The organism is Shimia thalassica (genome assembly GCF_001458215.1).
Taxonomy (GTDB): domain Bacteria; phylum Pseudomonadota; class Alphaproteobacteria; order Rhodobacterales; family Rhodobacteraceae; genus Shimia; species Shimia thalassica.
This window is the reverse complement of record NZ_CYTW01000001.1, coordinates 698,229-721,902: the sequence shown is the minus strand read 5'-3', so window position 1 is coordinate 721,902 and position 23,674 is coordinate 698,229. Positions and strand designations below refer to the sequence as shown.

The window sequence follows — 23,674 nt, the reverse complement described above, 5'->3', positions numbered from 1 at the left end:
TCGGGCCATCCCTCATCCCTGTGGGCCCCATCGGGGCGCTGATACGCTGGTGTTGGGTCGTATATGCACAGAGGGCCTATAAGCCGGATTCTGTCCAGAGAGTTCCCTCTCCTGGATGACCATTCATCTTGGGATTCCGTTACCGAAACCCCTCTAGCTGCCAACCCGGATCTGCTCGGGGCAAGACACCCCTGTGGCCAAGGCCACGCGCGATCCCTATTTGGCATTGCTCCCGGTGGGGCTTGCCGTGCCGCCGATGTTACCATCAGCGCGGTGGTCTCTTACTCCACCGTTTCACCCTTACCCCTGCAAGCAGTGGCGGTCTGTTCTCTGTGGCGCTTTCCCTCGGGTTTCCCCGGCCGGGCGTTACCCGGCACCGTTGCCTTGTGGAGTCCGGACTTTCCTCGCGGGCTTGCGCCCCCGCGGCCATCCAGCCCTCTGTGCCTTGCCGACTTAGGCCCTCAGGCACGGCAGGTCAATCACAGCACGTTGTGATCCGAAAAGGTTTTTGCGCTTTTCCGCAAAGATCATGGCAAAAGGCGAGCAAGCCCGTCACAGACACGCATGTCCTCAGCATCCAGCGCCCCCCGCCCCCAAGGGCGAAACCGCAGTCGCACTGCCTCAAGAAGCGTTTCGTCCGGCACGTCGGGAAAGCCGAAGGCCTTCACGGTGTTGCGAAACACATCCCAGTTCGGCGCTTTGGCTGCCCCCTCGGGCAGGCGCAACGCAAGCCCCTGCAAGGCCAGCCTTGTCCAATCGAATCGCGGTCCCGGATCACATTTTCGCCCCGGCGCCATATCCGAGTGACCTATCACCCCTTCTGGCAATATTCCCCAACGAGCAGATATGTCTCGCAGCAAACTTTCGAGCACCCGCATTTGAAGTTCCGGAAACGGATGCTGCCCCGTATTTGCCAACTCGATACCGATCGAACGTGAATTGACGTCGGCGATATCCCCCCATGCTCCGGCACCGGCATGCCACGCACGCATCTCTTCGGGAACCATCTGCCAAAGGCGACCGTTCTCGGCGATCAGGTAATGGGCGGAGACTTCGACTTCTGGGTCACACAGCCGTTCAAGCGCATCCTCTGCGGTATCCATCGCAGTATAGTGAACGACGACCAGATCAGGCCGCGCATTGTTCCGGCGCGGGCCAAAGCTTTCGCAGGGCGCTTGGATAACGGGTGCGGATAAATCCGGCATTCAGGACCTAGCCGCCAGCGGCTTTGCGATAGGGGGACGGATCCCATCCACATGCAAAGCCATCCCCGTCAGGGTCCAGTCCAAGCCTGTCGCGCTTAGGCCCCCCTTTGGAGAGAAACGCGGCTTGTGCCTCGTTGTCGGAAGGATACCCTGCACAGGCCTTTTGATAACGGGCGGCGTTTTTGAGACCCACGCGCGAATAGACCTTGGTGCCCACTGCATTTTTGGAAACGAGGGCATAAGAGACGATATTGGGGCCTCCGCTGCCCGAGCGCTTTGGCACGGCAGTTGGCTCAATAACTTTGTAGTTGGCACGTGCATTTGCAAGACGTTCGGCGTCCGCATCAATGGAGCGACGTGCGCCGACGGCTTCAAAGTTGTTCTCATCCGACAGGCCCGGATTATTCATCAAAACAGGCGCTGGATTGGACGGGCTTGCATGCACGACCCCATCCGGTGTGGTCAAAGGCGTGCTTGCGGAACTGCTGGACGGTGCGGGCGGCTCAGGTGTGCTTGCCACAGCAGCGGTCGCCACTGCAGCAGTCGCGACAGGAACAGGTTGCGGTTGCGGCTTGGGGGCCGCTGCGACCGGAACCGGCGCCGGTTGTGGCGCGGGCGTCGCGGCAGGCACCGACGTGCGCTGCAACGTCGCCAAGGTCTCTTCAGACACGGTCTGGGCAGGAGGAATAGCGGCAGTTGTCCCTGCCGTTATCGCCTCGTCCCGCTGCTTTTGCACCTGAGGAGAGTTTACGGGATTGTCAAAGCCAACCCCCGCAGCGCTATCCGGAATCGCCGGTTGGCACGCGGCCAAAGCCACGAGGGCACAGCCCGTCAGAAACACTCGCATAATGTCAGAACCTGCTCTTACTTTTTGGTTTTGAGCAGTTTTACCACCATTTGCCGGGTTTGGCTACAAATCCTGCCGCGCTTTCCAGTGCATAAGCGGTGTTCAGCAGATCACCCTCTTCCCATGGACGCCCGATCAACTGAAGCCCCAAAGGCAACCCTTGATGATCCAGACCTGTCGGAACCGAAATGCCGGGCAGCCCAGCGAGGTTCACTGTCACGGTGAACACATCGTTGAGATACATTTTCACTGGATCTTCGTCGGTCATCTCGCCCAGACCAAATGCCGCCGACGGTGTTGCCGGTGTCAGGATCGCATCGATCCCGGCAGCGAAAGCATCGTCAAAGTCTTTCTTGATCAAGGCGCGAACACGGCGCGCACGGTTATAGTACGCGTCATAAAAACCTGCCGACAACACATAGGTGCCGACCATCACGCGACGCTGAACTTCGTGTCCAAAGCCTTCGGCGCGGGTCTTTTCATACATTTCGGTGATACCGTCACCCGCAGCCAAAGACGCACGATGCCCGAACCGCACGCCGTCATAGCGTGCAAGGTTCGACGACGCTTCGGCTGGCGCAATCACGTAATAGGCCGGCAGCGCGTATTTGGTGTGCGGCAGGCTGATATCAACGATCTCGGCACCCGCAGCTTTGAGCATCTCGCGGCCCTCGGCCCACAGGGCCTCGATTTCATCGGGCATACCGTCCATGTGGTACTCTTTTGGAATACCAATCTTTTTGCCCTTGATGTCGCCGGTCAGCATCGCCTCGAAATTCGGCACGGGAAGGTCAACGCTGGTGCTGTCTTTGGGGTCATGGCCACACATGGCTTCCAGCATCATCGCTGCATCGCGCACGGTTTTGGTCATCGGACCCGCCTGATCCAGCGAGGACGCAAAAGCGACGACGCCCCAGCGCGAACAACGGCCATAGGTCGGCTTGATCCCGACGATGCCCGTAAAGGCCGCGGGCTGGCGGATCGAGCCGCCTGTATCCGTACCGGTCGCGGCAAGGCAAAGATCAGCAGCAACAGCAGAGGCCGACCCGCCAGAAGATCCACCCGGCGTCAGCGGGGTGTCTTCGTTACCACGACGCCATGGGCTGACTGCGTTGCCATATACCGATGTCTCGTTCGACGAGCCCATCGCGAATTCGTCCATGTTCAACTTGCCCAGCATGACCGAACCCGCATCGAACAGGTTTTGTGTCACGGTGGATTCGTACTCGGGGGTGAACCCTTCCAGAATCCCTGATGCGGCCTGAGAAGGAACGCCCTTGGTGCAGAACAGGTCCTTGATCCCCAATGGCAGACCACACATTGCCGATGCATCACCCGCCGCCAGACGCGCATCAGCGGCCTTGGCCTGCTCCAATGCGATTTCAGGCGTATTGTGCACAAAGGCGTTCAGCGAACCGGATGTCTCGATTGCAGACAGGCAGGCTTGGGTCAGTTCGACCGAGGTCACATCTTTGGAGCGCAGCTTGTCGCGCGCTTCGGCGAGGGTCAGAGTGTTGAGATCAGTCATTATTCCACCACCTTCGGCACGGCGAAAAAGCCCTCGCGGGCGTCAGGCGCATTGGCCAGAACTTTTTCTTGTTGATTGCCATCCGTCACCACATCTTCGCGACGTTTCAGACGCATCGGGGTTACCGATGTCATCGGCTCGACACCTTCCACATCCACTTCATTCAGCTGTTCGATAAAGCCGAGAATGGTGTTGAATTCCTGTGCCAGTGCGGGCAGCGCGTCATCTTCCACCTTGATGCGCGCCAACTTGGCCACACGTGCGGCTGTGTCCTTGTCAATCGACATGCCAAAACTCCAGTTAAAACTTGGAAACAGCCTTTAGCCTTCCCGCTACGGCGGTGCAAGCACTGAGCCGGTTTTGATCGTGGAAAGCGGCTCTCCCGCCCCTTTTACCAGCAGCAGACCTGCAGGTACAGCGTTGGGCCGGGCCGCGCCTGACGGCGCGGCGGAACCAAATCACGGCCCCTGTCGGACCTTAATTTCAGAGGAAGTATCGCAGCCCGCTCAAGGTGTCTTTCTTCCTTGATGAAAGGTGCTAGGCTGATTTCGAAACACAGGGAGTTTTGAGATGAAAATCATATGGCTGGGACATGCCTCGTTCAGAATTGAAACCGGTGACAAGGTCCTGTTGGTAGACCCCTGGCTGACCGGCAACCCGATGCTGCCTGAAGACCAGCACGAGGCCGCAATCAGCGGCGCGACGCACCTGATCCTTACGCATGCACATTTTGATCATGTCGCAGACATGTTGCCACTGGCCCGCAAGCTTTCGATCCCGATTGTCGGCCAGTACGACTTGATGTCGTTCTGGAGTGAACAGGAAAGCATGGAAACCGTCGGTTTCAACAAAGGCGGCACGGTCGATCTGGGCGGGGTCACGCTCACCATGGTGAACGCGGTACACTCGTCGACCTTCGGATCGGACGACGGCCCCAAGGCCGCCGGTTCGGAATGCGGGTATATCCTGCGCGCCGAAGGCAAAACGGTCTATATCTCGGGAGATACCGACATCATGGCCGACATGGATTGGATCGGCGACTATTATAAACCGGACATTGGCATTCTTTGTGCCGGCGGCCACTTTACGATGGACATGAAGGGCGCGGCCTATGCCGCCAAACGGTATTTCGACTTCAAAACCGTGATCCCCTGCCATTACCGCACCTTCCCGATTCTCGAGCAATCCGCCGAAAAACTGGCCAAGGGCCTGCCCGGCGTGGATGTGATTGAACCCGAAGTCATGCAAGCATTGGATCTCTGACATGGCATCATCAGATTTCACAAAGGCCGAATACGATGACCGGCTGTCACGCACCAGAAATGCTATGTCACAACAGGGGATCGAGACCCTGATCGTCACCGACCCGTCCAACATGGCATGGCTGACAGGTTATGACGGTTGGAGCTTTTATGTCCCGCAAGCCGTCATTCTGCATTCCAGTGGATCACCGCTTTGGTGGGGGCGCACACAGGACAAACCCGGCGCGGCCCAGACGTCCTGGCTTGATCCGTCAAATCTGTTCGACTGGCCCGAGGAGCATGTTCAGCACCCCGTGCATCACCCTTATGATTCTCTTGTGACCTTGCTGAGAGAGCGCGACTGGACATCAGGCCTTGGGGTTGAGATGGACAATTACTACTATTCGGCGGCATCGCACCGTGTTCTCGAAACCGCCTTTGGGCGCGATGTGATTGAGGATGCAACGGGTCTTGTGAACTGGCAACGTGCCGTGAAAAGCGACACAGAACTGGCCCTGATGCGCAAAGCCGGACAATTGAGCGCGCATATGCACGCGACCCTGCGCACAGGTTTTCGGGAAGGACGCCCGAAGCACGAACTGGTCGCCGAGGTGCAGGCCGCCGGTGTTGCGGGACTTCCCGGACTGGCGGGTGATTATCCTGCGATCGCCCCCATTGCGCCCTCGGGGCTCGAGGCCTCGGCGTCACATATCACATGGAACGACCGCCCTCTTACCAAAGGAGAGGCCACATATTTCGAGATTTCGGGATGCTATCACCGTTACCACTGTCCCATCAGCCGCACCCTGTTTCTCGGCTCTCCTCCCGAGGACATCCGGCGCGCAGAAGGTGCCGTTCTGCGGGCGATTGAAGACACCTTTGCAGCGGCACGCCCCGGCGTCACCTGCGAAGAGGTCGCCGCATGTGTTTATGAGAGCTTTGCCAAAGCCGGATATACCAAAGGCAACCGCACCGGCTATCCGATTGGTCTCAGCTATCCCCCGGATTGGGGCGAACGCACGATGAGCTTGCGGCCCGGCGACACCTCGCGGATCGAGGAAAACATGACGTTTCACCTGATGCCCGGCCTTTGGACACCAGAATGGGGTCTTGCGATCACCGAAAGCTTTGTCATCACACCCGAAGGCGGCAAACCGCTTGCGGACATCCCGCGAGAGATTTTTGTGATCGACGCCTAATTAAGGCGGGGCTGGCAAAACGGCCCCGTTTCCTATTCCCGCCGAAGCGCAAAGAAGTCTTTCAAAAGGGTTTCGGCTTCGGCGGCGGCAATCCCATCATAGACTTCCGGCACATGATGGCTTTGTGCATGTGAAAACACGCGCGGCCCCTGTGCCACACCTCCGGATTTCGGATCGGCCGCCCCATAATACACCCGCGCGATCCGTGCCTGACTAATTGCGCTGGCGCACATCGGACAGGGTTCAAGCGTCACATAAAGATCATGCGAAACAAGCCGTTCGCTGCCCAATTTTGCACAGGCATGACGCATGGCAAGGATTTCGGCATGGGCGGTGGGGTCATGCAACTCGCGCGTACGGTTTCCGGCGCGCGCAACCACCTTGCCCTCTGGCGACACGATCACAGCGCCCACGGGCACTTCTCCCCGTTTCGCCGCCGCTCGCGCCTCTTCCAGCGCTTGTTCCATATAACTTGTGAACACCATAGTTGTTGATGTGCCCTGCCAAGCCCCCTTTCGCAATCCCCCAAAGCGGGTTAGGACACCTCCATGACCCAAGAAACACCCAAAGGCGACCGCATCGCCAAAGTTCTGGCCCGCGCAGGCGTCGCCAGCCGCCGCGAGGCCGAGCGCATGATCGAAGCCGGTCGTGTGACCGTCAATGGTCGCAAAATCCAAAGCCCGGCATTGAATGTCACGGCTGAGGACAAGATCACCGTCGACGGCAAGCCTTTGTCCGAACCTGAGCCCGAACGTCTGTGGCTGTATCACAAGCCCACGGGGCTGGTGACCAGCCACAAAGATGAACAGGGACGCAAGACCATCTTTGACGAACTGCCCGAGACGCTGCCTAGGGTCATGACCGTTGGGCGCCTCGATCTCAACTCTGAAGGTCTGCTGTTGTTGACCAACGATGGCGGGCTCAAGCGTCAGCTTGAATTGCCCTCGACAGGCTGGCTTCGGAAATACCGGGTCCGCGTCAACGGTCGCCCCACCGACGGGACGTTTGATCCTTTGCGCAAGGGCATCGTGATCGAAGGCGAAAAATTCCAGCCCATGCAAGTGACGCTGGATCGCCAACAGGGGGCGAATGCCTGGCTGACCGTTGGCATTCGCGAGGGGCGCAACCGCGAAATTCGCCGCGCCATGGAAGCCGTCGGAATGGGTGTGAACCGGTTGATCCGTGTATCTTACGGGCCATTCCAGCTTGGTAATCTGAAGTCGGGTGAAGTCGAAGAAATCCGTCGCCGCGTCATGCGGGATCAATTGGGCCTGGACGGTGCGACACCGCCGGAAACCCGCCGGAAACCGGAACGCAAGCGCCGCAACCCCAACGCGCCCAAGCCCGGCCCGACCTCTCGTGCGAAGCCGACAAAGCGGAAATGATCCGGCAGACTTTGTTCAAACTTTGCGCCTCGATGCCAAGAAATTATGAACAAAGGAAAATTGCCGGATTTTCTGACGTACACTGTGCTATGTTCCCCCTAGCAAGATCATGCTGGACTGCTTAAGTTTACAGCAGGTATTCAGAGGAACATGCCAGATGTCGGGCACCGCTTTGCAAAAATTGGCCTATGTGCTGCTGCTCGTATTGATCCTGTATGTTTCAATTTCCGGGGGCGTCTGATGGCACAGCGATACGGCGGAGAGCATAGCCCGACCGGCACCCCCCAATCACAAAACCGACCGCCGCAGCCCGCCCCGTTCGAGGGCGCGCGGCGCAGTCGTGCCGGCGGACGCGCCAACCTTTTGTTTTTCGCCCCCTTCCCCCTGATTTGGCAGGCCTTTGGCGATGGTCCGGTTGCGATGGCGCTAAACCTGCTGGCTCTTGGTACTTTGCTTCTTGCCGCGTGGCTGACCCGCGAAGGGTTGTTGGCGCAAGAAGCCTATGAGGCCCGCAAGGTCGCAAGACGTCCGGCGCTGCCACGCAAAATTCTGGGATCGCTTTTGACCGGGGGCGGTCTCGCGCTTGCGGGATGGGCCGCCACTGGTGGTATCGCCGCTCCGATCATCTATGCCGTGGTTGGCGCCGTTTTGCACATGATGGCCTTTGGGCCTGATCCTCTGAGCGATAAGGGGATGGAAGGTGTCGATCACTTTCAGAACGACCGTGTGGCCCGCGCCATTGAAGGGGCCGAAAGCCACCTTGAGGCCATGGGCGACGCCATCAAACGTTGCGGCGATCGCGGCCTCGAGGCCCGCGTTGCCCAGTTCCAGACGGCCGCGCGCCGGTTGTTCCGCACCGTTGAAGAAGATCCGCGCGATCTGACGGCTGCACGAAAATATCTCGGCGTTTACTTGATGGGTGCCCGCGACGCGACCATCAAGTTCTCGGACGTTTATGCCCGCAATCGGGACCCCGAAGCGCGGAAAGACTACGAGGCCCTGCTCGACGACCTAGAGCAGAATTTCGCCGCCCGTACAGAAAGGCTCTTGTTGGATGACAAAAGCGACCTGACAATTGAAATCGAAGTGCTGCGCGACAGGCTGCAGCGCGAGGGTGTCACTGGCACCCAAACCTATGAGAGGTGAGTCCATGTCCGAGAAGACCGCGCTAGAGGCCCAAGCCGCATTGAAAGAGCTTGAAGATGTAACAGCCGTCGAATTGGCCGAACCATCCGAGGCCAGTGCCGTTGTTCCGCTTGCCGAGGCTGATGCACCTCTGAGTGCCGAAATCACGCGTCGCATGGATGAGCTGGACATGCGCGACACCGGTTCCATCGTACATTTCGGATCCAAGGCACAGGCCGAACTGCAAGAGATCAGCCAGGCCATGCTCGCCGATGTGCGCAACAAAGATGTAGGCCCGGCCGGTGACAGCCTGCGCGACATCGTTACCACCATCCGCGGATTTTCGGTTTCTGAACTGGATGTGCGCCGCGAGCGGTCTTTTTGGGAAAAACTGATGGGGCGTGCGGCCCCGTTTGCCAAGTTCACTGCCCAGTACGAGCAGGTTCAGGGACAGATCGACCGGATCACGGAAGAGCTTTTGCGCCACGAGCACACGTTGTTGAAAGACATCAAATCGCTTGATCTTCTCTATGAAAAAACACTCGCCTTCTATGATGAGCTGGCACTTTATATTGCGGCGGGCGAAGCAAAGATCACCGCTTTGGATACAACGGACATTCCTGCCAAAGAGGCTGAGGTCCAAGCCGCACCCGAAGATGAACAGGTGATGAAAGCGCAGGAACTGCGTGATCTTCGCGCCGCACGGGATGATCTGGAACGCCGTGTGCATGACCTCAAACTGACCCGTCAGGTCACCATGCAGTCCTTGCCGTCGATCCGGCTTGTTCAGGAAAACGACAAAAGCCTGATCACCAAGATCAATTCTACGCTGGTCAACACTGTCCCCCTTTGGGAAAACCAGCTGGCCCAAGCCGTCACCATTCAACGCAGCGCAGAAGCTGCGGGGGCAGTGCGCGAAGCCAATGATCTGACCAATGAATTGCTGACCTCGAACGCTGCCAACCTGCGCGAAAGCAACAAGGTCATCCGTCAGGAAATGGAGCGCGGTGTCTTTGACATCGAGGCCGTGAAACAGGCAAATGCGGACTTGATCGGCACCATTCAGGAATCTCTCGAGATTGCGGATGAAGGCAAAGCAAAACGCAGCGCCGCCGAAGCGGATCTCCAGAAAATGGAAGCGGATTTGCGCGACACCCTCGCGGCGGCCAAGGCGCGCACATCCGGTCTGGGTGACTCGGCCTCGGCGTCGCTTCCTGCAAGCTGAACCACTGTGGGACGGTTTCGCAAATCCATCTTGATGTTGGGGCTGTCACTTGTGGCAGCCTGCGAAGTCGTGCCCACAACAAGCCCCCCGCCTGCGCCCAAACCCGCACCACAGGTGCAGTCGGATGCCAGCAGGGATCTTCAGATCTATTATGGTCGGGTACAGGCCGATCTTTTGGCGCGCGGTCTTTTGCGCACCGATGGCGGCGGTCCGGACACGCCCTATACGCCGGATATGATGGCCCGCAATTTCGAACAGATTGCCTTTTATGACGAATATGCAAGCGGCGGTGGGCTCGAGCCTGCAAACGGAACCGCGGGGAAATTGCGCCGGTGGTCCGGCCCTGTGCGCGTCAGCGTAGAGTATGGCGCTTCGGTCTCGTCGGACATGCGCGCTCAGGATACCGCGCTTGTTCAGGGGTATGTCGGGCGGCTGGCGAGCGTCACAAATCACGCCATCAGCTATAATTCCGGACGGCCCAATTTCCACGTTCTGGTAATGGGGGAAGATGACAAAGATCAGCTGGCCCGACGCCTGCGCCAGATCATCCCCGGTGCCAGCACGGCTACCATGTCGCTCTTTTTGAACGTGCAACGTTCCATCGATTGTCTGGTTGTGGCCTTCTCTTCCGAAGGCAATGATCATGACTACAAAAAGGCTGTTGCTCTGGTGCGCAGCGAACATCCGGACCTGATGCGCAAGTCGTGCTATCACGAAGAAATTGCACAAGGGCTGGGCCTTGCCAACGACAGCCCCACTGCGCGGCCGTCCATCTTTAACGATGATGATGAATTCGCGCTTTTGACAACTCATGACGAGTCGCTGCTTGCGATCCTGTATGACCCGCGCCTTCAGCTGGGCATGTCACTGGAGCAGGCACGCCCCGTCGTCCACATTCTGGCTCGCGAACAGGCGGGCCGCATTTACTGACCGTCGCAAGGAGACACGCCTGATGGGTATTTTCGATTTTCTGACCGGTGAATTCATCGACGTCATCCATTGGGTTGATGACACGCGCGACACGTTGGTCTGGCGGTTCGAACGCGAGGGCCACGAAATCAAATACGGTGCCAAGTTGACGGTTCGCGAAAGCCAGTCAGCCGTGTTCGTGCATGAAGGCCAACTTGCGGATGTGTTCACACCCGGCCTTTATATGCTCGAGACAAACAACATGCCGGTGATGACAACCCTTCAGCATTGGGATCACGGCTTTAAGTCGCCGTTCAAATCCGAAATCTACTTTGTCAGTACAACCCGCTTTGGCAATCTCAAGTGGGGGACAAAAAACCCGATCATCTGTCGTGATCCCGAATTTGGCCCTGTGCGGTTGCGTGCCTTTGGGACCTATGCGATCCGCGTTGTGGATCCCGCCCGTTTCCTGACCGAGATTGTGGGGACCGATGGCGAATTCACCATGGATGAAATCAGCTTTCAGATCCGCAATATCATCGTTCAGGAATTCAGCCGCGTCATTGCTGGATCGGGTATTCCGGTGCTGGACATGGCCGCAAACACCGCTGATCTGTCCAAACTGATCACAGCCGAGATTTCGGGCACGCTGGCAGAATACGGCCTGTCGATGCCAGAGTTCTATATCGAAAACATCTCGCTTCCCCCCGCTGTCGAAGCCGCCATGGACAAGCGCACGTCAATGGGCATCGTCGGCGATCTGGGCAGATACACCCAGTTTTCGGCAGCAGAAGCCATGACTGCCGCCGCCCAGACCCCGAATTCCGGCATGGGTGCAGGAATGGGCATGGGCGTTGGTATGGCCATGGCCCAGCAAATGGCCAATCAGGGCCCTTGGGGCGCGCGTCCGGCACAGCCCGCTGCCGCCCCTGCCCCTCAAGCCTCCGCTGCGTATAACGCGCCGCCCCCGCCCCCTCCGGTCGAACATGTCTGGCACATCGCCGAAAACGGGGCCACCAAAGGTCCGTTTTCAAAGGCCGCACTTGGTCGCATGGCCACCGCTGGCGAGGTCACGCGCGAAACCTATGTCTGGACCGCGGGTCAGGACGGCTGGAAACGCGCAGAAGATGTGATCGAACTGGCGCAGCTTTTTACCATCCTTCCGCCACCGCCCCCCGGCACCTGACAGGCGAAAGTTCCGACGCTTTGCGCGAGAGGTCGTTCCTTTTCGACCGAAGGCGCGTATGAATAGGCAACAAGGCCACCAAAACGGAGAATTGCTGTGAACCGTCGCTCTTTCCTGAAATGGTTGCATTGGCTCTCTGCTGGGCTGATCCTTTATTTTTTCCTTGTTGAACCGGAAGACGACGTGCAGGGCGCTCTTGCCAAAGCGGATGCCCTGTCGACGCACGCCGGTATGGGCGTTTTGCTGGCGCTGGTCACGGCCCTCTGGCTGGGCATGTATGTGCGCAAAGGTTTGGCAGGGCGTCCCGGTCCGAAACTTCCCGCTTGGGGCAAACGCTTTCATGAACTCTCGCACAAGGTGTTGCAAATCGGCGTGCCAATAATGGTCGCCACAGGCGCATTTGCCGGTCTTGCGGCCCCCTTTGCCATTCGGGCGTTTGACTGGTTTCAGATCACCCCCGGAATCGGCGGCAAGGGGCTGCACAACTTCGCCGAAGAGGTGCATGAAATTGTCTTTAATGGCCTTTTGATTGTCATAGCGGCCCATATCATCTTTCATGTTGGCCGACATTTTCTGTTAAAAGACAATGCGCTGCGGATCATGGTTCCACGCGTCCTTCATAAATACCTCTGATCCGGCACGCCTGTTTTCTTTCCCCTTTTGACCGAGACCGCACTTGCAATGACACAAACTCCGCCGCTGCCCCCCACACCCGAAGAACTTCACCGGTTTCCGTGTGAACAATGCGGCGCGGACTATCGGTTTGATCCCACCAAAGGAACGCTGACCTGCGACCACTGCGGGCACACCACCATGCTGGTTGGTCAAGAGGCCCCTGTCATCCGTGAACTGGACTTTCGCGACGCGCTGAACAATCAACTGCCACAGCAAGAAATAGAAGAAACGCGCGTATCGACCTGTCCGAACTGCGCGGCTCAGGTCGAGTTTGATGCCCTTAATCACAGTCTGGAATGCCCGTTCTGTGCCACACCCGTCGTGACGGACACAGGCACCCACCGCCACATAAAACCACGTGCCGTGCTGCCCTTCAAATGGACGGAACGCGAAGCACACAAAGCCATGAGCGACTGGCTGGGGCGGCTCTGGTTTGCCCCGAACGGGTTGAAAGACTATGCCCGAAAGGGTCGCAGGATGGACGGCATCTATGTGCCTTTCTGGACCTATGACGCGCAAACGGCCTCGCGGTATTCCGGCCAGCGCGGTATTGTCTATTACGAGACCCGCACGGTGATGGTTGATGGCAAACGCCAACAACAACAGGTTCAAAAGATCCGCTGGACACCGGTCTCTGGTCGGGTTGCACGTTTTTTTGACGATGTGCTGGTTCTGGCGTCTCGATCCCTTCCCAAAAGCTATACCGATGCGTTGCAACCTTGGGATCTGCGGGATTTGCAACCCTATGCACCCGAATACCTCGCGGGGTTTCGCGCCGAAGGATACGCCGTTGATTTGCCCGAAGGATATGACGAGGCACGTGCCCTGATGGACCGGACCATCGAACGGGATGTGCGTTTTGACATCGGTGGAGATCGCCAAATGATCCATCAGGTCGACACCAAAGTCAGCGACGTAACCTTCAAACACATTCTTCTGCCTGTTTGGCTGGCGGCCTATAAATATCGTGGAAAGACCTATCGGTTTGTCGTCAACGGCCAAACCGGACGGGTGCAGGGCGAACGCCCCTATTCAAGCTGGAAAATTGCAATTGCCGTCGTGCTGGGGCTCTGTGCCGCGGCTGCAGTCGGCTATATCATGGCACAGAACCAATAGAGACAATGACACATCATTCTGCCCTTCAAGACCTGCTCGCTGAACGCCATTCCTGTCGCGGGTTTCAAGACAAACCCGTACCACGCGATGTGATCGAGACCATATTGTCCGATGCGGGTCGCGTGCCATCATGGTGCAACGCACAGCCATGGCAGGTGACGCTCACATCGGGCGTGGCAACCGACGCCTTTCGGAAGGTCATGCTCGACGCCTTTGATACAGAAGCGGCGTCGACCGATTTTGCCCCCCCGTCAGGCTATAGCGGTGCACGCAAAACCCGCCGTCAGACATGTGGTTTGCAGTTGTACGAAGCGGTCGGGATCGGACGCGGCGACAAAGCGGGGCGCGTCGCACAGATGCGCGAGAACTACGCGTTTTTTGGAGCCCCCCATGTTGCGGTGATTACAACCGCGGCCGAACTGGGGGCCTATGGCGCGCTGGATTGCGGAGGCTTTATCACTGCGTTTTGTCTGAGTGCGCAAGCCCAAGGAATTGCCACCATCCCCCAAGCCGCTTTGGCGTTTTATGCTGATACGGTGCGCGCCCATTTCGGGATTCCCAAAGAACAGCTGATCCTTGCTGCAATTTCATTCGGGTATCGGGACGACACACATCCGGCCAACGGGTTTCGCACCGACCGTGCGCGGTTGGATGACATGGTGGACTGGCGGGACTAACATTCGCAACGATCGGGGGCCAGCCCCCGAACCCCCGGGATATTTTGAGCCAGAAGAAGGCGCGCCTTGGATCGGTTACTCAGCGACCTGAATCGCTTTGAGGGCGCCGGCTTCGACATGGGCCCGGGCGGTGGGGTGTATTTTTTCAGAGCGATCCAGCCCCACAACGCGGGCTTTGCGAAGCAGGAACATTTTGCCCCAGCTTTGCCATGTGCCAACCGACGGGGCCTGCGGATCCATCGGGAATCTGCTTTGCCAATCCGGCGGTAAGGGAAGACCGCAGGTCTCGGCGCATTCCAGCATCCAGACCAGTGGCACGTTTGCGAGCGGGCGGGCGGCCTCGAACCCGCCAAGTTGCCCGCCAATATCGCCATGCGCGCCCCGAAACCACATTTGTTCCGCGCGCTGCCCTTGCCAGTCGTCAGGACATTCCCACAGAACCGGCTCGAACACTTCGCGGGTTTCGTCCAGCGCAAGCGCATGAAACCCGTGTTTCACGCTCTGGCCCAAGTGATGGTTGTGAAACGCATGCTGTTCTTCGGTCAGGCGCCACAACACAGGAAGGCGAAGACCAAGCGCTTTTACCGTGTCCCAGACCCCGATCATTTCGATCTCGACGTGATCGTGACAATATTCCCGAGCAAAGGCTCTGGATGCTTCACCGTCAGGATTTTTCTCATAAAGGCGGTAGATTTGGCGCACGTTCCGCTCGGTTGCGCAATTGGCCCTGATCAGACCCACGCGGTCAATTACGCCCGCCAGCGACCGCACTGCAAATGCGCCACGCGAGTACCCCATGAGGAAAATCCTGTCGCCGGGACGGTAGCGGGACGCAAGGAACCCGTAGGCCCGCCTGATCTGTCGGTTTAAACCGCGCCCCATCAGAACGTCTGCGGAGCTGCGCCATGTGTGCCATTGAACGCCTGCTTCGTAGTAAAGCGTCAGCTCGCCGTTCATTTCCTGCAATAGACGATAGGTCTGTCCGGCGTTTGTTTCATGTCCCGGCTCAAGCGTGGACATCGTGCCATCCAGAATGATCACATGGATTTGTGGCCCACGCTTGCGTGTTTTCGTGTGGTCCGAGCGCAGGGGGCGCCCGAGCCATCCAAAAAGTTTCTTACCGAGCCGTGTGAGAGACATCCTTGAGCAATTCCCAAACTTTCACTGGTGTAAAGGGCATGTCCGCCTGACGCACACCCAGATCCCAAAGGGCATCCTGTACCGCGTTCGCGGTTGCCGCCATCGCACCGACGGTTCCGGCCTCACCGCATCCCTTCATGCCCATGATATTCGCCGTTGACGGAACAGGTTCCGTATCAAACATATACATAGGCAGATCATTCGCTCTTGGCATGGCATAGTCCATAAACGTTGCCGTGAGCAGTTGACCGTCTTCGTCATAGCCGACGTGTTCCATCAACGCCTGCCCGACCCCTTGGGCAACCCCCCCGTGAACCTGCCCTTCGGCGAGCATCGGGTTGATCAGGTTTCCAAAGTCATCCACCACGGTATAGCGGTCCACCACGGTTTGACCGGTTTCGGGGTCGATTTCGACTTCGCACACATGCGCCCCGTTGGGGAACGACCGTGCCGGCAATGTCATGCGGGCTTCGTGGGTCAGCAGGTCAGTTCGCCCGTCCTCGCGTGCCATGTCCGCCACATCCAGAACCGTTGGTGTCAGGTTGGACCCGTCCGCGCGGAACCGTTCGTCGTCAAAGCGAATATCGCTCTCATCCACGCCCATCTTTTCCGACAGGAACGGCAGAAAGGCTGCCATCATAACATCAACCGTCGCCAGTGTCGCCGAGGTCTGTACCGTGACCGACCGCGAGCCGCCTGTCCCGCCACCCCGGGCGATCCGGTCACTGTCGCCTTGAACGACTTCGATCAGCTCAGCAGGGATGCCCGTCTGATCCGACAGGAACTGGGCATAGACCGTTTCGTGGCCCTGTCCGTTGCTTTGTGTGCCGACATAGATTGCGACGGTGCCATCCTCTCTGAATTCGACTTTTGCGCCTTCGGAAGGATCGCCCAAAATACTTTCGATATAGTAACACAGGCCCTGACCGCGAAGTTTGCCATTCGCGGCGCTTGCCGCTTTGCGCGCCTCATAGCCTGCGACATCCGCGAATTCGGCCACCCGTGACAAGACCTTGGGGAAATCGCCAACGTCATAAGTCTCTCCGGTCGACGCTGCATAGGGGAAGGCATCAGGAGCAATGAAGTTTTTGCGGCGTAATTCCCACGGGTCGACCCCCAATTCTCTGGCAGCGCGGTCCATCAACCGTTCAAGCACATAAATGGCTTCGGGACGTCCAGCACCGCGATAGGCATCAACAGGTGAAGTGTTGGTATAGATACCTTCCGCATTCAGCCATGTTGCCTGCACATCGTACACGCCCATCAAAACCCGGCTAAACAGACGCGTTTGAATAAGTTGGCCGAATTGCGAGCTGTAGGCTCCCAAATTGCAGCGAGAGATTACACGATAGGCCACCGCCTTGTTGTTTTCATCAAAAGCCATTTCTGCGGTCGAGATCAGATCGCGCGCGCCATTGTCGCCCAGCATCGCCTCGGTCCGCTCGGACATCCAGCGCACGGGCTTGTCCAACAAACGCGCGGCCTGTGCGACCGAGAACATTTCGGGATGCACCATCCCCTTGAGGCCAAAGCCGCCCCCGACATCCGGATTGGTGACGCGCACCTGTTCTTTGGGCAGATCAAAACCGGCAGCCAGATGATCGCGCGGCACCCAAACGCCTTGGGCATTGACAGAAACATGCAGTCGTCCGTCTTCCCATTCGGCAAAACAGCCACGCGGCTCAAGCGGGTTGACGATGACGCGATTGTCATCAATTTCGAGAGAGACAACATGTGCGGCGCTCTCAAACAAGGTGGCAACCGCGGCCTCGTCGCCCATGCCCCAGTCGAACCCAAGGTTGTCGGGTACATTGTCATGCAGCGGTTCTCCGCCGCGTTCCCGCAGCATATGGGCCGGCAATTCCTCATAATCGAACAGGATCATTTCAACAGCATCCCGCGCCTGATCGAGCGATTCGGCCACAACCAGCGCAACCGGTTCACCAACAAACCGCACCTTTCCGTCTGCCAGCATCGGCCGGTAAGGGTTCACCGACGTGCTGCCATCCCGATTGTCCAGCGTCATGGCCTGCATCGCGACCTGCATTCCGGCACGCTTGAGATCCTCCACAGTCAGAACGCTGTGGACACCGTCGGCTTCCTTGGCATCACTGACGTCCAGTTCAGTGATGGTCGCATGCGCCACCGGAGACCGCAAAAACACGCCAAACAGTGCGTTTTCGGGGGTGATGTCGTCGACATATTTGCCTTCGCCGCGCAGAAACCGCAGATCTTCCACGCGTCTTACCGATTGGCTTTTACCGAACTTGTCCATGAAGGCGCCCTTTGCTGGTCCATAAGAGGTTAACTTTAACCAGCAGGCCTTTGCAGTCCAGCCCCAACAGCCCCTACGCCACGTCGTTGTTCAATGTCCTTTTCCTAAAGCGCGGCGACAGTCACCACATCCTGCAGGCCATACCCGTTAAAGCCCGTTGAAATCGAAGCAGAATAGGCGCCCATCGCGCGAAACAGAACATAGTCTCCTTCAGCAATATTCGTGGGTAGAGGCAGCGGATCCGGCAGACGATCCAACGAGTCACACGTAGGCCCGAATATCACGCGGGATCGCAGGGCGCCCTCTACCGGTTCTCCGGTTGCACGCATCACCTGAATGCGATCCGGAACACCGATATCACGCAATTCTGTCAACGCTCCGTAGACGCCATCGTTCAAAAATACGGCGTCTTCTCCCCGGATGGCTTTGATGCGCAAGCCAAGAGTAAAGGCCTCGGCCACCATCGCGCGGCCCGGTTCGCAAACAAGCTGTGGAGCATCAAGGCCAAAGGCACGGTGCGTCTCTTGAGAGATACGGTCGAATATGGCTTCGAGATCCGGGGCCGCTCCGCTGCGGTGGGCGGCAAATCCGCCTCCGACGTTTAACCGAGCCAGCCGCACACCGGCCCGTTTCGCAACATCCGCCGCTTCGACGATATACACAGCCCACGCCTGAGGGTCGCCGCATTGTGTTCCGGGATGAAAGGTAAGTGATGGCACGAACCCCATCTCGACCACTTTTTGCAAGAGGGTCACGGCAAGGTCAGGATCGGCCCCGAATTTCTCTCCAAAATCATAGGCCGCCCCCGCAACGGGCAAGCGAAGACGCACTGCGATTTCAGTGCCTTGGCGGGGTACATCCGCCAGTTTGTCCAGCTCGGTTACGGAATCGATGGACCAGCTTGCGATGCCATGCCCCACCGCCTGTGCGATCTCGTCAGGTGAGCGGACAGGGTTGTGATAGTGCAAAACGGCATCCGGTTTGGCATCGCGCACGCGCCGCATTTCCGGCGGCGACGCAACATCAAACGCGGCAATGCCTGCGGCGACGAGGTTGGCCAGCACTTCGGCATCATCGTTGGCTTTGACCGCATAGGTCACCAGACCATCAAAACCGCCCAGAAACCGCTTCGCTGTTGATTGCAGCACATCCGGCGAGAAATACAAAACCGGCAAATCCGGTGTGAACTTTTTAAGGTGCCATTCTGGTGACGGCCAAAGGGCCGGTTGATTGCGCATAACTCTACCTCACGTCCTGTTTCTTTTAAGTTTGCGCAGCTTTCCCGTCGATTTCATGCGGCACTTTGGTTATTATGAACATATCGAACGTCATATCGCCGAGACCTGGATGCAATTAGACGAAACAGATCGCAAACTATTAACCCTGCTGACGGACAACGCGCGTGCACCTGTTGCAACGCTTGCCCGAAAACTGGGCCTGGCGCGTACCACCGTTCAGGCCCGGCTAGAGCGTTTGGAGGAAAGCGGCGCAATTGCGGGGTATACGCTTCGGCTGGGTGAGGTCGTGCGCCCACGCATCCGTGCAACCGTGCTGGTTTCGATTGAATTGCGGTCTGGACCGGCTGTTTTGCAACGACTCAAAACACTGTCCGCCGTTGAAACCGTGCATACCTGCTCTGGCAGGGTTGATCTGATTGTTCAGGTGGCGGCGGACAGCACGTCGGAACTGGATGAAACGCTTGATCTCATCGGGGAAACGCGTGGTGTGAAGGGGTCGGAAAGCCTGATTCATCTGGCGACAAAGCTGGACCGCGCCCGCGCTTAGCGGGCCTTTTTTGGCAAATCTTATGTTTTGTACCATCTGGCGGACCCAAAATGTACAAAACAAACTGTTACGAGACCTTTAAGGCGGACACGTGCAACAGGCCGATTGGCGTGTTTTGACGACGAGCCAGACCATGCCGGAAACGCTTGCCTTGCGCGCCAAAATCCGCACTGATCAATCCACGGTCCTGTTGGCCGGCGCGGCGCAAACATGTTCGAAGGAGCCAGAAGATGGACAAGGTTCGTTTCACGCAGATGAAAGATGGCACCAAGGAAGAATACGAATTCCTGACAGCCCATGAAATCGATCACACCAAACACACGGCCCGACGCCTTTTGAAGGCCTTGGTGGATCTGGACGAGGGATTGTCCGGATATCAGATCACCCGTCTGGGGCATTCCGTGCAATCCGCAACCCGCGCTTGGCGGGATGGCGCCGATACAGATTGGGTTGTCGCGGCCCTGCTGCATGACATCGGCGACATTTATGCGCCCTATAACCATGACGAATACGCCGCCACGATCCTGAAGCCTTTTGTGCGCGAACAATGCACATGGTGCGTTCAGACCCATGGTGATTTTCAGATGCTGTATTACGGCCATCACCTCGACGGGTTTGACCAGCACAAGCGGGACCGCCATGTCGGCCATGCCTATTTCGATGACTGCGCGGAATTCTGTGAACGCTGGGATCAGGCGTCTTTTGATCCGGAATACGACGACCTGCCGCTTTCGTTCTTTGCGCCGATGGTCGAAGAGGTTTTTGCGCGCGAGCCCTATGCGGCCAGTGTGATCCGCAGCGGCGAACGCCTGCCTTTGACGGATTCTGCTGTTGCGGCAGAGCGCGCACAGATGTGACTTTTGATGCCTTGCTTTGGCAGGGCATCCCCCGCCTGCCCCGCAATATGTTTCGAAACCCGTCTAATTAGAGGCAGAAGCGCACAATTTGGTTGCGCCCGCTTCCCCTTTGGCGCGCCATTCGGTAAGTGATCTGGAAACTCCCAATCACGCAGGATCATGACCCATGGCGATGGAAAAGACATTCAATGCGGCCGAAGCCGAAACACGTCTGTTCGAGGCGTGGGAAAAAGCTGGCTGTTTTACGGCTGGTGCAAATGCAAAACCGGATGCCAGCACCTATTGCATCATGATCCCGCCGCCGAACGTCACAGGCGTTTTGCACATGGGCCATGCGTTCAACAACACGCTTCAGGATATCCTGATCCGCTGGAAGCGCATGCAGGGGTTTGACACCCTTTGGCAACCAGGTACGGACCACGCGGGCATTGCCACGCAAATGGTTGTGGAACGCAAGCTTGCCGAAACCAACCAGCCCTCGCGTCGCGAATTGGGTCGGGATGCCTTCCTTGAAAAGGTCTGGGACTGGAAAGCCGAAAGCGGCGGCACAATCATCAACCAGCTGAAACGTCTTGGCGCATCCTGCGACTTCTCGCGCACGGCCTTTACCATGTCCGGCGCTCCCGGTGCCCCCGAAGACGAAGCCAGCGGCAACTTCCATGATGCCGTCATCAAGGTCTTTGTTGATATGTACAACAAAGGCTTCATCTATCGCGGCAAGCGTCTGGTCAACTGGGACCCGCATTTCGAAACCGCGATCTCGGACCTTGAGGTCGAGAACATCGAAGTCGCGGGCCACATGTGGCACTTCAAATACCCGCTGGCCGGTGGTGCGACCTATACCTACGTTGAAAAAGACGAAGACGGGAATGTCACGCTTGAGGAAGAGCGCGATTATATCTCGATTGCCACCACCCGCCCCGAAACCATGCTGGGTGACGGCGCCGTTGCCGTGCACCCGTCAGACGAGCGCTATGCGCCGATTGTTGGCAAGCTGGTTGAAATTCCGGTTGGCCCGAAAGAGCATCGCCGTCTGATCCCGATCATCACCGATGAATACCCCGACAAGGACTTTGGGTCGGGTGCGGTGAAAATCACCGGTGCGCATGACTTTAACGACTATCAGGTTGCCAAACGTGGCGGCATCCCGATGTACCGTCTGATGGACATGAAGGGTCACATGCGGGCAGATGGCGCGCCCTATGCGGACGAAGCCGCCAAGGCGCAAGGTCACGCAAAAGGCGACAGCTTTACCGAAAACGAAGTTGATGCCATCAACCTCGTGCCCGATGACATTCGGGGTCTGGACCGCTTTGAAGCGCGTAAAATCGTTGTTCAGCAGATCACCGACGAAGGTCTCGCGGTGATGACAACCGCCGTTCAGAAAGACGACGAGGGCAATGACATCACGGTTGTTGTGCCGATGGTTGAAAACAAACCCATCATGCAGCCGTTCGGGGACCGCTCGAAAGTTGTGATCGAGCCGATGCTGACCGACCAGTGGTTTGTCGACGCGGAAAAAGTTGTTGGTCCGGCGCTGGACGCCGTGCGCAATGGCGACGTGAAAATCATGCCCGACAGCGGCGAAAAGGTATACTATCACTGGCTCGAGAATATCGAGCCCTGGTGTATCTCGCGTCAGCTTTGGTGGGGGCACCAAATTCCGGTTTGGTATGGTCTCAACCTTACGGCCAAAGGCGTTTATGACGACGAAGGCGATGGCGTTCTGGACCTGGTTGAAATGGGGCGTCTTCTGTCGGACCAGCAGCTGTTGATCGGCGACGAGACGCATCACTGTGCAGCGTCCTTTGACGAGGTTAAATCCCAGTTCAAAGACGACGAAGCCCGCCTGCCGACGCCATTGAACCATGCGACCGTCATCGAGGTTGCCGACCGGTCCGAAGCAATTTCCACATTTGCGGCTGGCCTTGCCGCATACGAAGTGTCTCAGGACCCGACCAAGCTGGTGTATCCGGTTTGGCGTGACGCAGATGTGCTGGATACATGGTTCTCGTCCGGCCTCTGGCCCATCGGCACACTCGGCTGGCCGGAAGACACCACGGAAATGCAAAAGTATTTCCCCACGTCGACCCTGATCACCGGACAGGACATCCTGTTCTTCTGGGTTGCCCGGATGATGATGATGCAGCTGGCCGTGGTGGGCGACATTCCGTTCGACACCGTTTATTTGCATGGCCTCGTGCGCGATGCCAAAGGCAAGAAGATGTCCAAGTCGACCGGCAACGTGATCGATCCGCTGGAAATCATCGACGAATACGGTGCCGATGCGCTGCGGTTCTCGTCTGCGGCGATGGCGGCCATGGGCGGCGTTCTGAAGCTGGATATGCAGCGCATCGCCGGCTATCGGAACTTTGGCACAAAAATCTGGAACGCGGTGCGTTTTGCCGAGATGAACGAAGTTTATCTCAACGGAGCGCCGTCTTCGGAGGTGCCACAGGCCAGCGCCACGGTGAACAAATGGATCATTGGCGAGACTGCCAAGGTGCGCGAGCTGGTGGACGAGGCGCTGGATGCCTATCGTTTCAATGATGCGGCTTTGGGGCTCTATGCCTTTGTCTGGGGCAAGGTTTGCGACTGGTACGTGGAATTCGCCAAGCCTCTGCTTGGTAGCGAGGACGAGGCGGTCAAGGCCGAAACCCGCGCCACGATGGGCTGGGTTCTGGACCAGTGTCTGATCCTGTTGCACCCAATCATGCCGTTCATCACCGAAGAGCTGTGGGGCGAAACCGCCAAACGCGGCGGGATGCTGGTGCACGCCGATTGGCCGACCTATGGTAGTGATCTGGTTGACGCAGATGCCGACCGCGAGATGAACTGGGTCATTTCGGTCATCGACAACGTGCGCTCGGCACGCTCGCAGATGCATGTCCCTGCCGGTTTGAAAGTGCCGATGCTGGTCACGGAACTGGATGACGCAGGCAAAGGTGCCTGGGCCCGCAACGAAGCCCTGATCAAAAAGATCGCCCGTATCGACAGCCTGACGGATGTTGCGGATTTCCCCAAAGGCTGTGTCACCGTCGCCGTTGACGGGGGGACGTTTGGCCTGCCGTTGGCGGATATCATCGACGTGGACGAAGAAAAGGCCCGTCTGGAGAAAACCCTCGGCAAGCTGGCCAAAGAACTGGGGGGTCTACGCGGCCGCCTGAACAACCCGAAATTTGTCGCATCGGCCCCTGCCGAAGTGGTGGAAGAAGCGCGCGAAAACCTCGCCGCGCGGGAAGAGGAAGAAGCCAAACTCAATGCCGCTCTTGCGCGGCTTGCTGAACTGGACTGATCCT

21 protein-coding genes and 1 other RNA gene are annotated in these 23,674 nt (G+C 58.1%); 13 read left to right on the top strand and 9 right to left on the bottom strand.

Annotated features, from left to right (window positions below; genetic code table 11):
- Nucleotides 1-63: 63 nt before the first annotated feature.
- From rnpB to gatC, 5 genes are all read right to left on the bottom strand, one after another.
- Nucleotides 64-442, bottom strand: an RNA gene (rnpB, locus tag PH7735_RS09840) — RNase P RNA component class A.
- An 85-nt stretch (nucleotides 443-527) separates the two neighbouring features.
- Nucleotides 528-1,205 carry an N-acetylmuramoyl-L-alanine amidase gene (locus PH7735_RS03360; RefSeq protein ID WP_058309897.1) on the bottom strand — a complete coding sequence of 226 codons (678 nt, stop codon included), beginning with the start codon at nucleotides 1,203-1,205 and terminating at the stop codon, nucleotides 528-530.
- A gap of 7 nt (nucleotides 1,206-1,212) precedes the next feature.
- On the bottom strand, nucleotides 1,213-2,052 hold the full coding sequence (locus PH7735_RS03355) for a hypothetical protein (protein WP_058309896.1): 840 nt from the start codon (nucleotides 2,050-2,052) through the stop codon (nucleotides 1,213-1,215).
- 40 nt (nucleotides 2,053-2,092) lie between these two features.
- On the bottom strand, nucleotides 2,093-3,580 hold the full coding sequence (gene gatA / locus PH7735_RS03350) for an Asp-tRNA(Asn)/Glu-tRNA(Gln) amidotransferase subunit GatA (protein WP_058309895.1): 1,488 nt from the start codon (nucleotides 3,578-3,580) through the stop codon (nucleotides 2,093-2,095).
- A complete protein-coding gene (gatC, locus tag PH7735_RS03345) occupies nucleotides 3,580-3,867 on the bottom strand; it encodes an Asp-tRNA(Asn)/Glu-tRNA(Gln) amidotransferase subunit GatC (protein ID WP_058309894.1) in 288 nt (95 codons plus the stop codon). The genes gatA and gatC overlap by 1 nt, the downstream gene beginning before the upstream one ends.
- A gap of 283 nt (nucleotides 3,868-4,150) precedes the next feature.
- On the opposite strand from gatC, the gene PH7735_RS03340 reads away from it, so the two are divergent.
- Both PH7735_RS03340 and PH7735_RS03335 read left to right on the top strand, forming a co-directional pair.
- Nucleotides 4,151-4,843 (top strand): metal-dependent hydrolase, encoded by a 693-nt coding sequence (locus tag PH7735_RS03340; protein WP_058309893.1) that lies wholly within the window; start codon nucleotides 4,151-4,153, stop codon nucleotides 4,841-4,843.
- 1 nt (nucleotide 4,844) lies between these two features.
- Nucleotides 4,845-6,020 carry a M24 family metallopeptidase gene (locus PH7735_RS03335; protein ID WP_058309892.1) on the top strand — a complete coding sequence of 392 codons (1,176 nt, stop codon included), beginning with the start codon at nucleotides 4,845-4,847 and terminating at the stop codon, nucleotides 6,018-6,020.
- Between the two features lie 32 nt (nucleotides 6,021-6,052).
- Here the strand turns inward: PH7735_RS03335 and PH7735_RS03330 are convergent, their stop codons facing one another.
- Nucleotides 6,053-6,505 carry a nucleoside deaminase gene (locus tag PH7735_RS03330; protein WP_058309891.1) on the bottom strand — a complete coding sequence of 151 codons (453 nt, stop codon included), beginning with the start codon at nucleotides 6,503-6,505 and terminating at the stop codon, nucleotides 6,053-6,055.
- 63 nt (nucleotides 6,506-6,568) lie between these two features.
- Here PH7735_RS03330 and PH7735_RS03325 point away from each other — a divergent pair, with 63 nt between their 5' ends.
- The 8 genes from PH7735_RS03325 to PH7735_RS03290 all read left to right on the top strand — a co-directional run bounded on the left by PH7735_RS03325 (nucleotide 6,569) and on the right by PH7735_RS03290 (nucleotide 14,318).
- Nucleotides 6,569-7,405, top strand: coding sequence for a pseudouridine synthase (locus tag PH7735_RS03325; RefSeq protein WP_058309890.1), 837 nt, complete (start codon nucleotides 6,569-6,571; stop codon nucleotides 7,403-7,405).
- 240 nt (nucleotides 7,406-7,645) lie between these two features.
- Nucleotides 7,646-8,551, top strand: coding sequence for a 5-bromo-4-chloroindolyl phosphate hydrolysis family protein (locus PH7735_RS03320; RefSeq protein WP_058309889.1), 906 nt, complete (start codon nucleotides 7,646-7,648; stop codon nucleotides 8,549-8,551).
- Nucleotides 8,552-8,555: 4 nt separating this feature from the next.
- The gene (locus tag PH7735_RS03315) at nucleotides 8,556-9,755 is read left to right on the top strand and encodes a toxic anion resistance protein (RefSeq protein WP_058309888.1); all 1,200 of its coding nucleotides are present in this window, start codon (nucleotides 8,556-8,558) and stop codon (nucleotides 9,753-9,755) included.
- Nucleotides 9,756-9,788: 33 nt separating this feature from the next.
- On the top strand, nucleotides 9,789-10,685 hold the full coding sequence (locus PH7735_RS03310; RefSeq protein WP_199534982.1) for a DUF2927 domain-containing protein: 897 nt from the start codon (nucleotides 9,789-9,791) through the stop codon (nucleotides 10,683-10,685).
- Nucleotides 10,686-10,707: 22 nt separating this feature from the next.
- The gene (locus PH7735_RS03305; protein ID WP_058309887.1) at nucleotides 10,708-11,850 is read left to right on the top strand and encodes an SPFH domain-containing protein; all 1,143 of its coding nucleotides are present in this window, start codon (nucleotides 10,708-10,710) and stop codon (nucleotides 11,848-11,850) included.
- A 96-nt stretch (nucleotides 11,851-11,946) separates the two neighbouring features.
- A complete protein-coding gene (locus PH7735_RS03300) occupies nucleotides 11,947-12,483 on the top strand; it encodes a cytochrome b (RefSeq protein ID WP_058309886.1) in 537 nt (178 codons plus the stop codon).
- A 48-nt stretch (nucleotides 12,484-12,531) separates the two neighbouring features.
- The gene (locus PH7735_RS03295; protein WP_058309885.1) at nucleotides 12,532-13,641 is read left to right on the top strand and encodes a TFIIB-type zinc ribbon-containing protein; all 1,110 of its coding nucleotides are present in this window, start codon (nucleotides 12,532-12,534) and stop codon (nucleotides 13,639-13,641) included.
- Between the two features lie 5 nt (nucleotides 13,642-13,646).
- Nucleotides 13,647-14,318, top strand: a complete 672-nt coding sequence (locus PH7735_RS03290; protein WP_058309884.1) for a nitroreductase — start codon at nucleotides 13,647-13,649, stop codon at nucleotides 14,316-14,318.
- Nucleotides 14,319-14,393: 75 nt separating this feature from the next.
- Here PH7735_RS03290 and PH7735_RS03285 read toward each other — a convergent pair whose 3' ends face one another.
- The 3 genes from PH7735_RS03285 to PH7735_RS03275 all read right to left on the bottom strand — a co-directional run bounded on the left by PH7735_RS03285 (nucleotide 14,394) and on the right by PH7735_RS03275 (nucleotide 18,971).
- Nucleotides 14,394-15,458, bottom strand: a complete 1,065-nt coding sequence (locus tag PH7735_RS03285; protein ID WP_058309883.1) for a T6SS phospholipase effector Tle1-like catalytic domain-containing protein — start codon at nucleotides 15,456-15,458, stop codon at nucleotides 14,394-14,396.
- Nucleotides 15,436-17,733 (bottom strand): xanthine dehydrogenase family protein molybdopterin-binding subunit, encoded by a 2,298-nt coding sequence (locus tag PH7735_RS03280; RefSeq protein WP_058309882.1) that lies wholly within the window; start codon nucleotides 17,731-17,733, stop codon nucleotides 15,436-15,438. The genes PH7735_RS03285 and PH7735_RS03280 overlap by 23 nt, the downstream gene beginning before the upstream one ends.
- A gap of 104 nt (nucleotides 17,734-17,837) precedes the next feature.
- The gene (locus PH7735_RS03275) at nucleotides 17,838-18,971 is read right to left on the bottom strand and encodes a type III PLP-dependent enzyme (protein ID WP_058309881.1); all 1,134 of its coding nucleotides are present in this window, start codon (nucleotides 18,969-18,971) and stop codon (nucleotides 17,838-17,840) included.
- 109 nt (nucleotides 18,972-19,080) lie between these two features.
- Between PH7735_RS03275 and PH7735_RS03270 the strand changes: the two genes are divergently transcribed.
- The 3 genes from PH7735_RS03270 (at nucleotide 19,081) to PH7735_RS03260 (ending at nucleotide 23,670) form a co-directional block, all read left to right on the top strand.
- On the top strand, nucleotides 19,081-19,518 hold the full coding sequence (locus PH7735_RS03270; RefSeq protein WP_058311122.1) for an Lrp/AsnC family transcriptional regulator: 438 nt from the start codon (nucleotides 19,081-19,083) through the stop codon (nucleotides 19,516-19,518).
- Nucleotides 19,519-19,748: 230 nt separating this feature from the next.
- Entirely contained in the window at nucleotides 19,749-20,375 is a 627-nt protein-coding gene (locus PH7735_RS03265; RefSeq protein WP_058309880.1) for an HD domain-containing protein, read from the top strand.
- Between the two features lie 166 nt (nucleotides 20,376-20,541).
- Nucleotides 20,542-23,670, top strand: a complete 3,129-nt coding sequence (locus tag PH7735_RS03260; RefSeq protein WP_058309879.1) for a valine--tRNA ligase — start codon at nucleotides 20,542-20,544, stop codon at nucleotides 23,668-23,670.
- Nucleotides 23,671-23,674: the final 4 nt, after the last annotated feature.

Coding starts and splice junctions, on each gene's coding strand:
- PH7735_RS03340 (WP_058309893.1), top strand. CDS start 4,151: ATGAAAATCATATGGCTGGGACATGCCTCGTTCAGAATTGAAACCGGT.
- PH7735_RS03275 (WP_058309881.1), bottom strand. CDS start 18,971: ATGCGCAATCAACCGGCCCTTTGGCCGTCACCAGAATGGCACCTTAAA.
- PH7735_RS03285 (WP_058309883.1), bottom strand. CDS start 15,458: ATGTCTCTCACACGGCTCGGTAAGAAACTTTTTGGATGGCTCGGGCGC.
- PH7735_RS03320 (WP_058309889.1), top strand. CDS start 7,646: ATGGCACAGCGATACGGCGGAGAGCATAGCCCGACCGGCACCCCCCAA.
- PH7735_RS03360 (WP_058309897.1), bottom strand. CDS start 1,205: ATGCCGGATTTATCCGCACCCGTTATCCAAGCGCCCTGCGAAAGCTTT.
- PH7735_RS03265 (WP_058309880.1), top strand. CDS start 19,749: ATGGACAAGGTTCGTTTCACGCAGATGAAAGATGGCACCAAGGAAGAA.
- gatC (WP_058309894.1), bottom strand. CDS start 3,867: ATGTCGATTGACAAGGACACAGCCGCACGTGTGGCCAAGTTGGCGCGC.
- PH7735_RS03325 (WP_058309890.1), top strand. CDS start 6,569: ATGACCCAAGAAACACCCAAAGGCGACCGCATCGCCAAAGTTCTGGCC.
- PH7735_RS03335 (WP_058309892.1), top strand. CDS start 4,845: ATGGCATCATCAGATTTCACAAAGGCCGAATACGATGACCGGCTGTCA.
- PH7735_RS03330 (WP_058309891.1), bottom strand. CDS start 6,505: ATGGTGTTCACAAGTTATATGGAACAAGCGCTGGAAGAGGCGCGAGCG.
- PH7735_RS03290 (WP_058309884.1), top strand. CDS start 13,647: ATGACACATCATTCTGCCCTTCAAGACCTGCTCGCTGAACGCCATTCC.
- PH7735_RS03270 (WP_058311122.1), top strand. CDS start 19,081: ATGCAATTAGACGAAACAGATCGCAAACTATTAACCCTGCTGACGGAC.
- PH7735_RS03295 (WP_058309885.1), top strand. CDS start 12,532: ATGACACAAACTCCGCCGCTGCCCCCCACACCCGAAGAACTTCACCGG.
- gatA (WP_058309895.1), bottom strand. CDS start 3,580: ATGACTGATCTCAACACTCTGACCCTCGCCGAAGCGCGCGACAAGCTG.
- PH7735_RS03310 (WP_199534982.1), top strand. CDS start 9,789: ATGTTGGGGCTGTCACTTGTGGCAGCCTGCGAAGTCGTGCCCACAACA.
- PH7735_RS03280 (WP_058309882.1), bottom strand. CDS start 17,733: ATGGACAAGTTCGGTAAAAGCCAATCGGTAAGACGCGTGGAAGATCTG.
- PH7735_RS03260 (WP_058309879.1), top strand. CDS start 20,542: ATGGCGATGGAAAAGACATTCAATGCGGCCGAAGCCGAAACACGTCTG.
- PH7735_RS03355 (WP_058309896.1), bottom strand. CDS start 2,052: ATGCGAGTGTTTCTGACGGGCTGTGCCCTCGTGGCTTTGGCCGCGTGC.
- PH7735_RS03305 (WP_058309887.1), top strand. CDS start 10,708: ATGGGTATTTTCGATTTTCTGACCGGTGAATTCATCGACGTCATCCAT.
- PH7735_RS03315 (WP_058309888.1), top strand. CDS start 8,556: ATGTCCGAGAAGACCGCGCTAGAGGCCCAAGCCGCATTGAAAGAGCTT.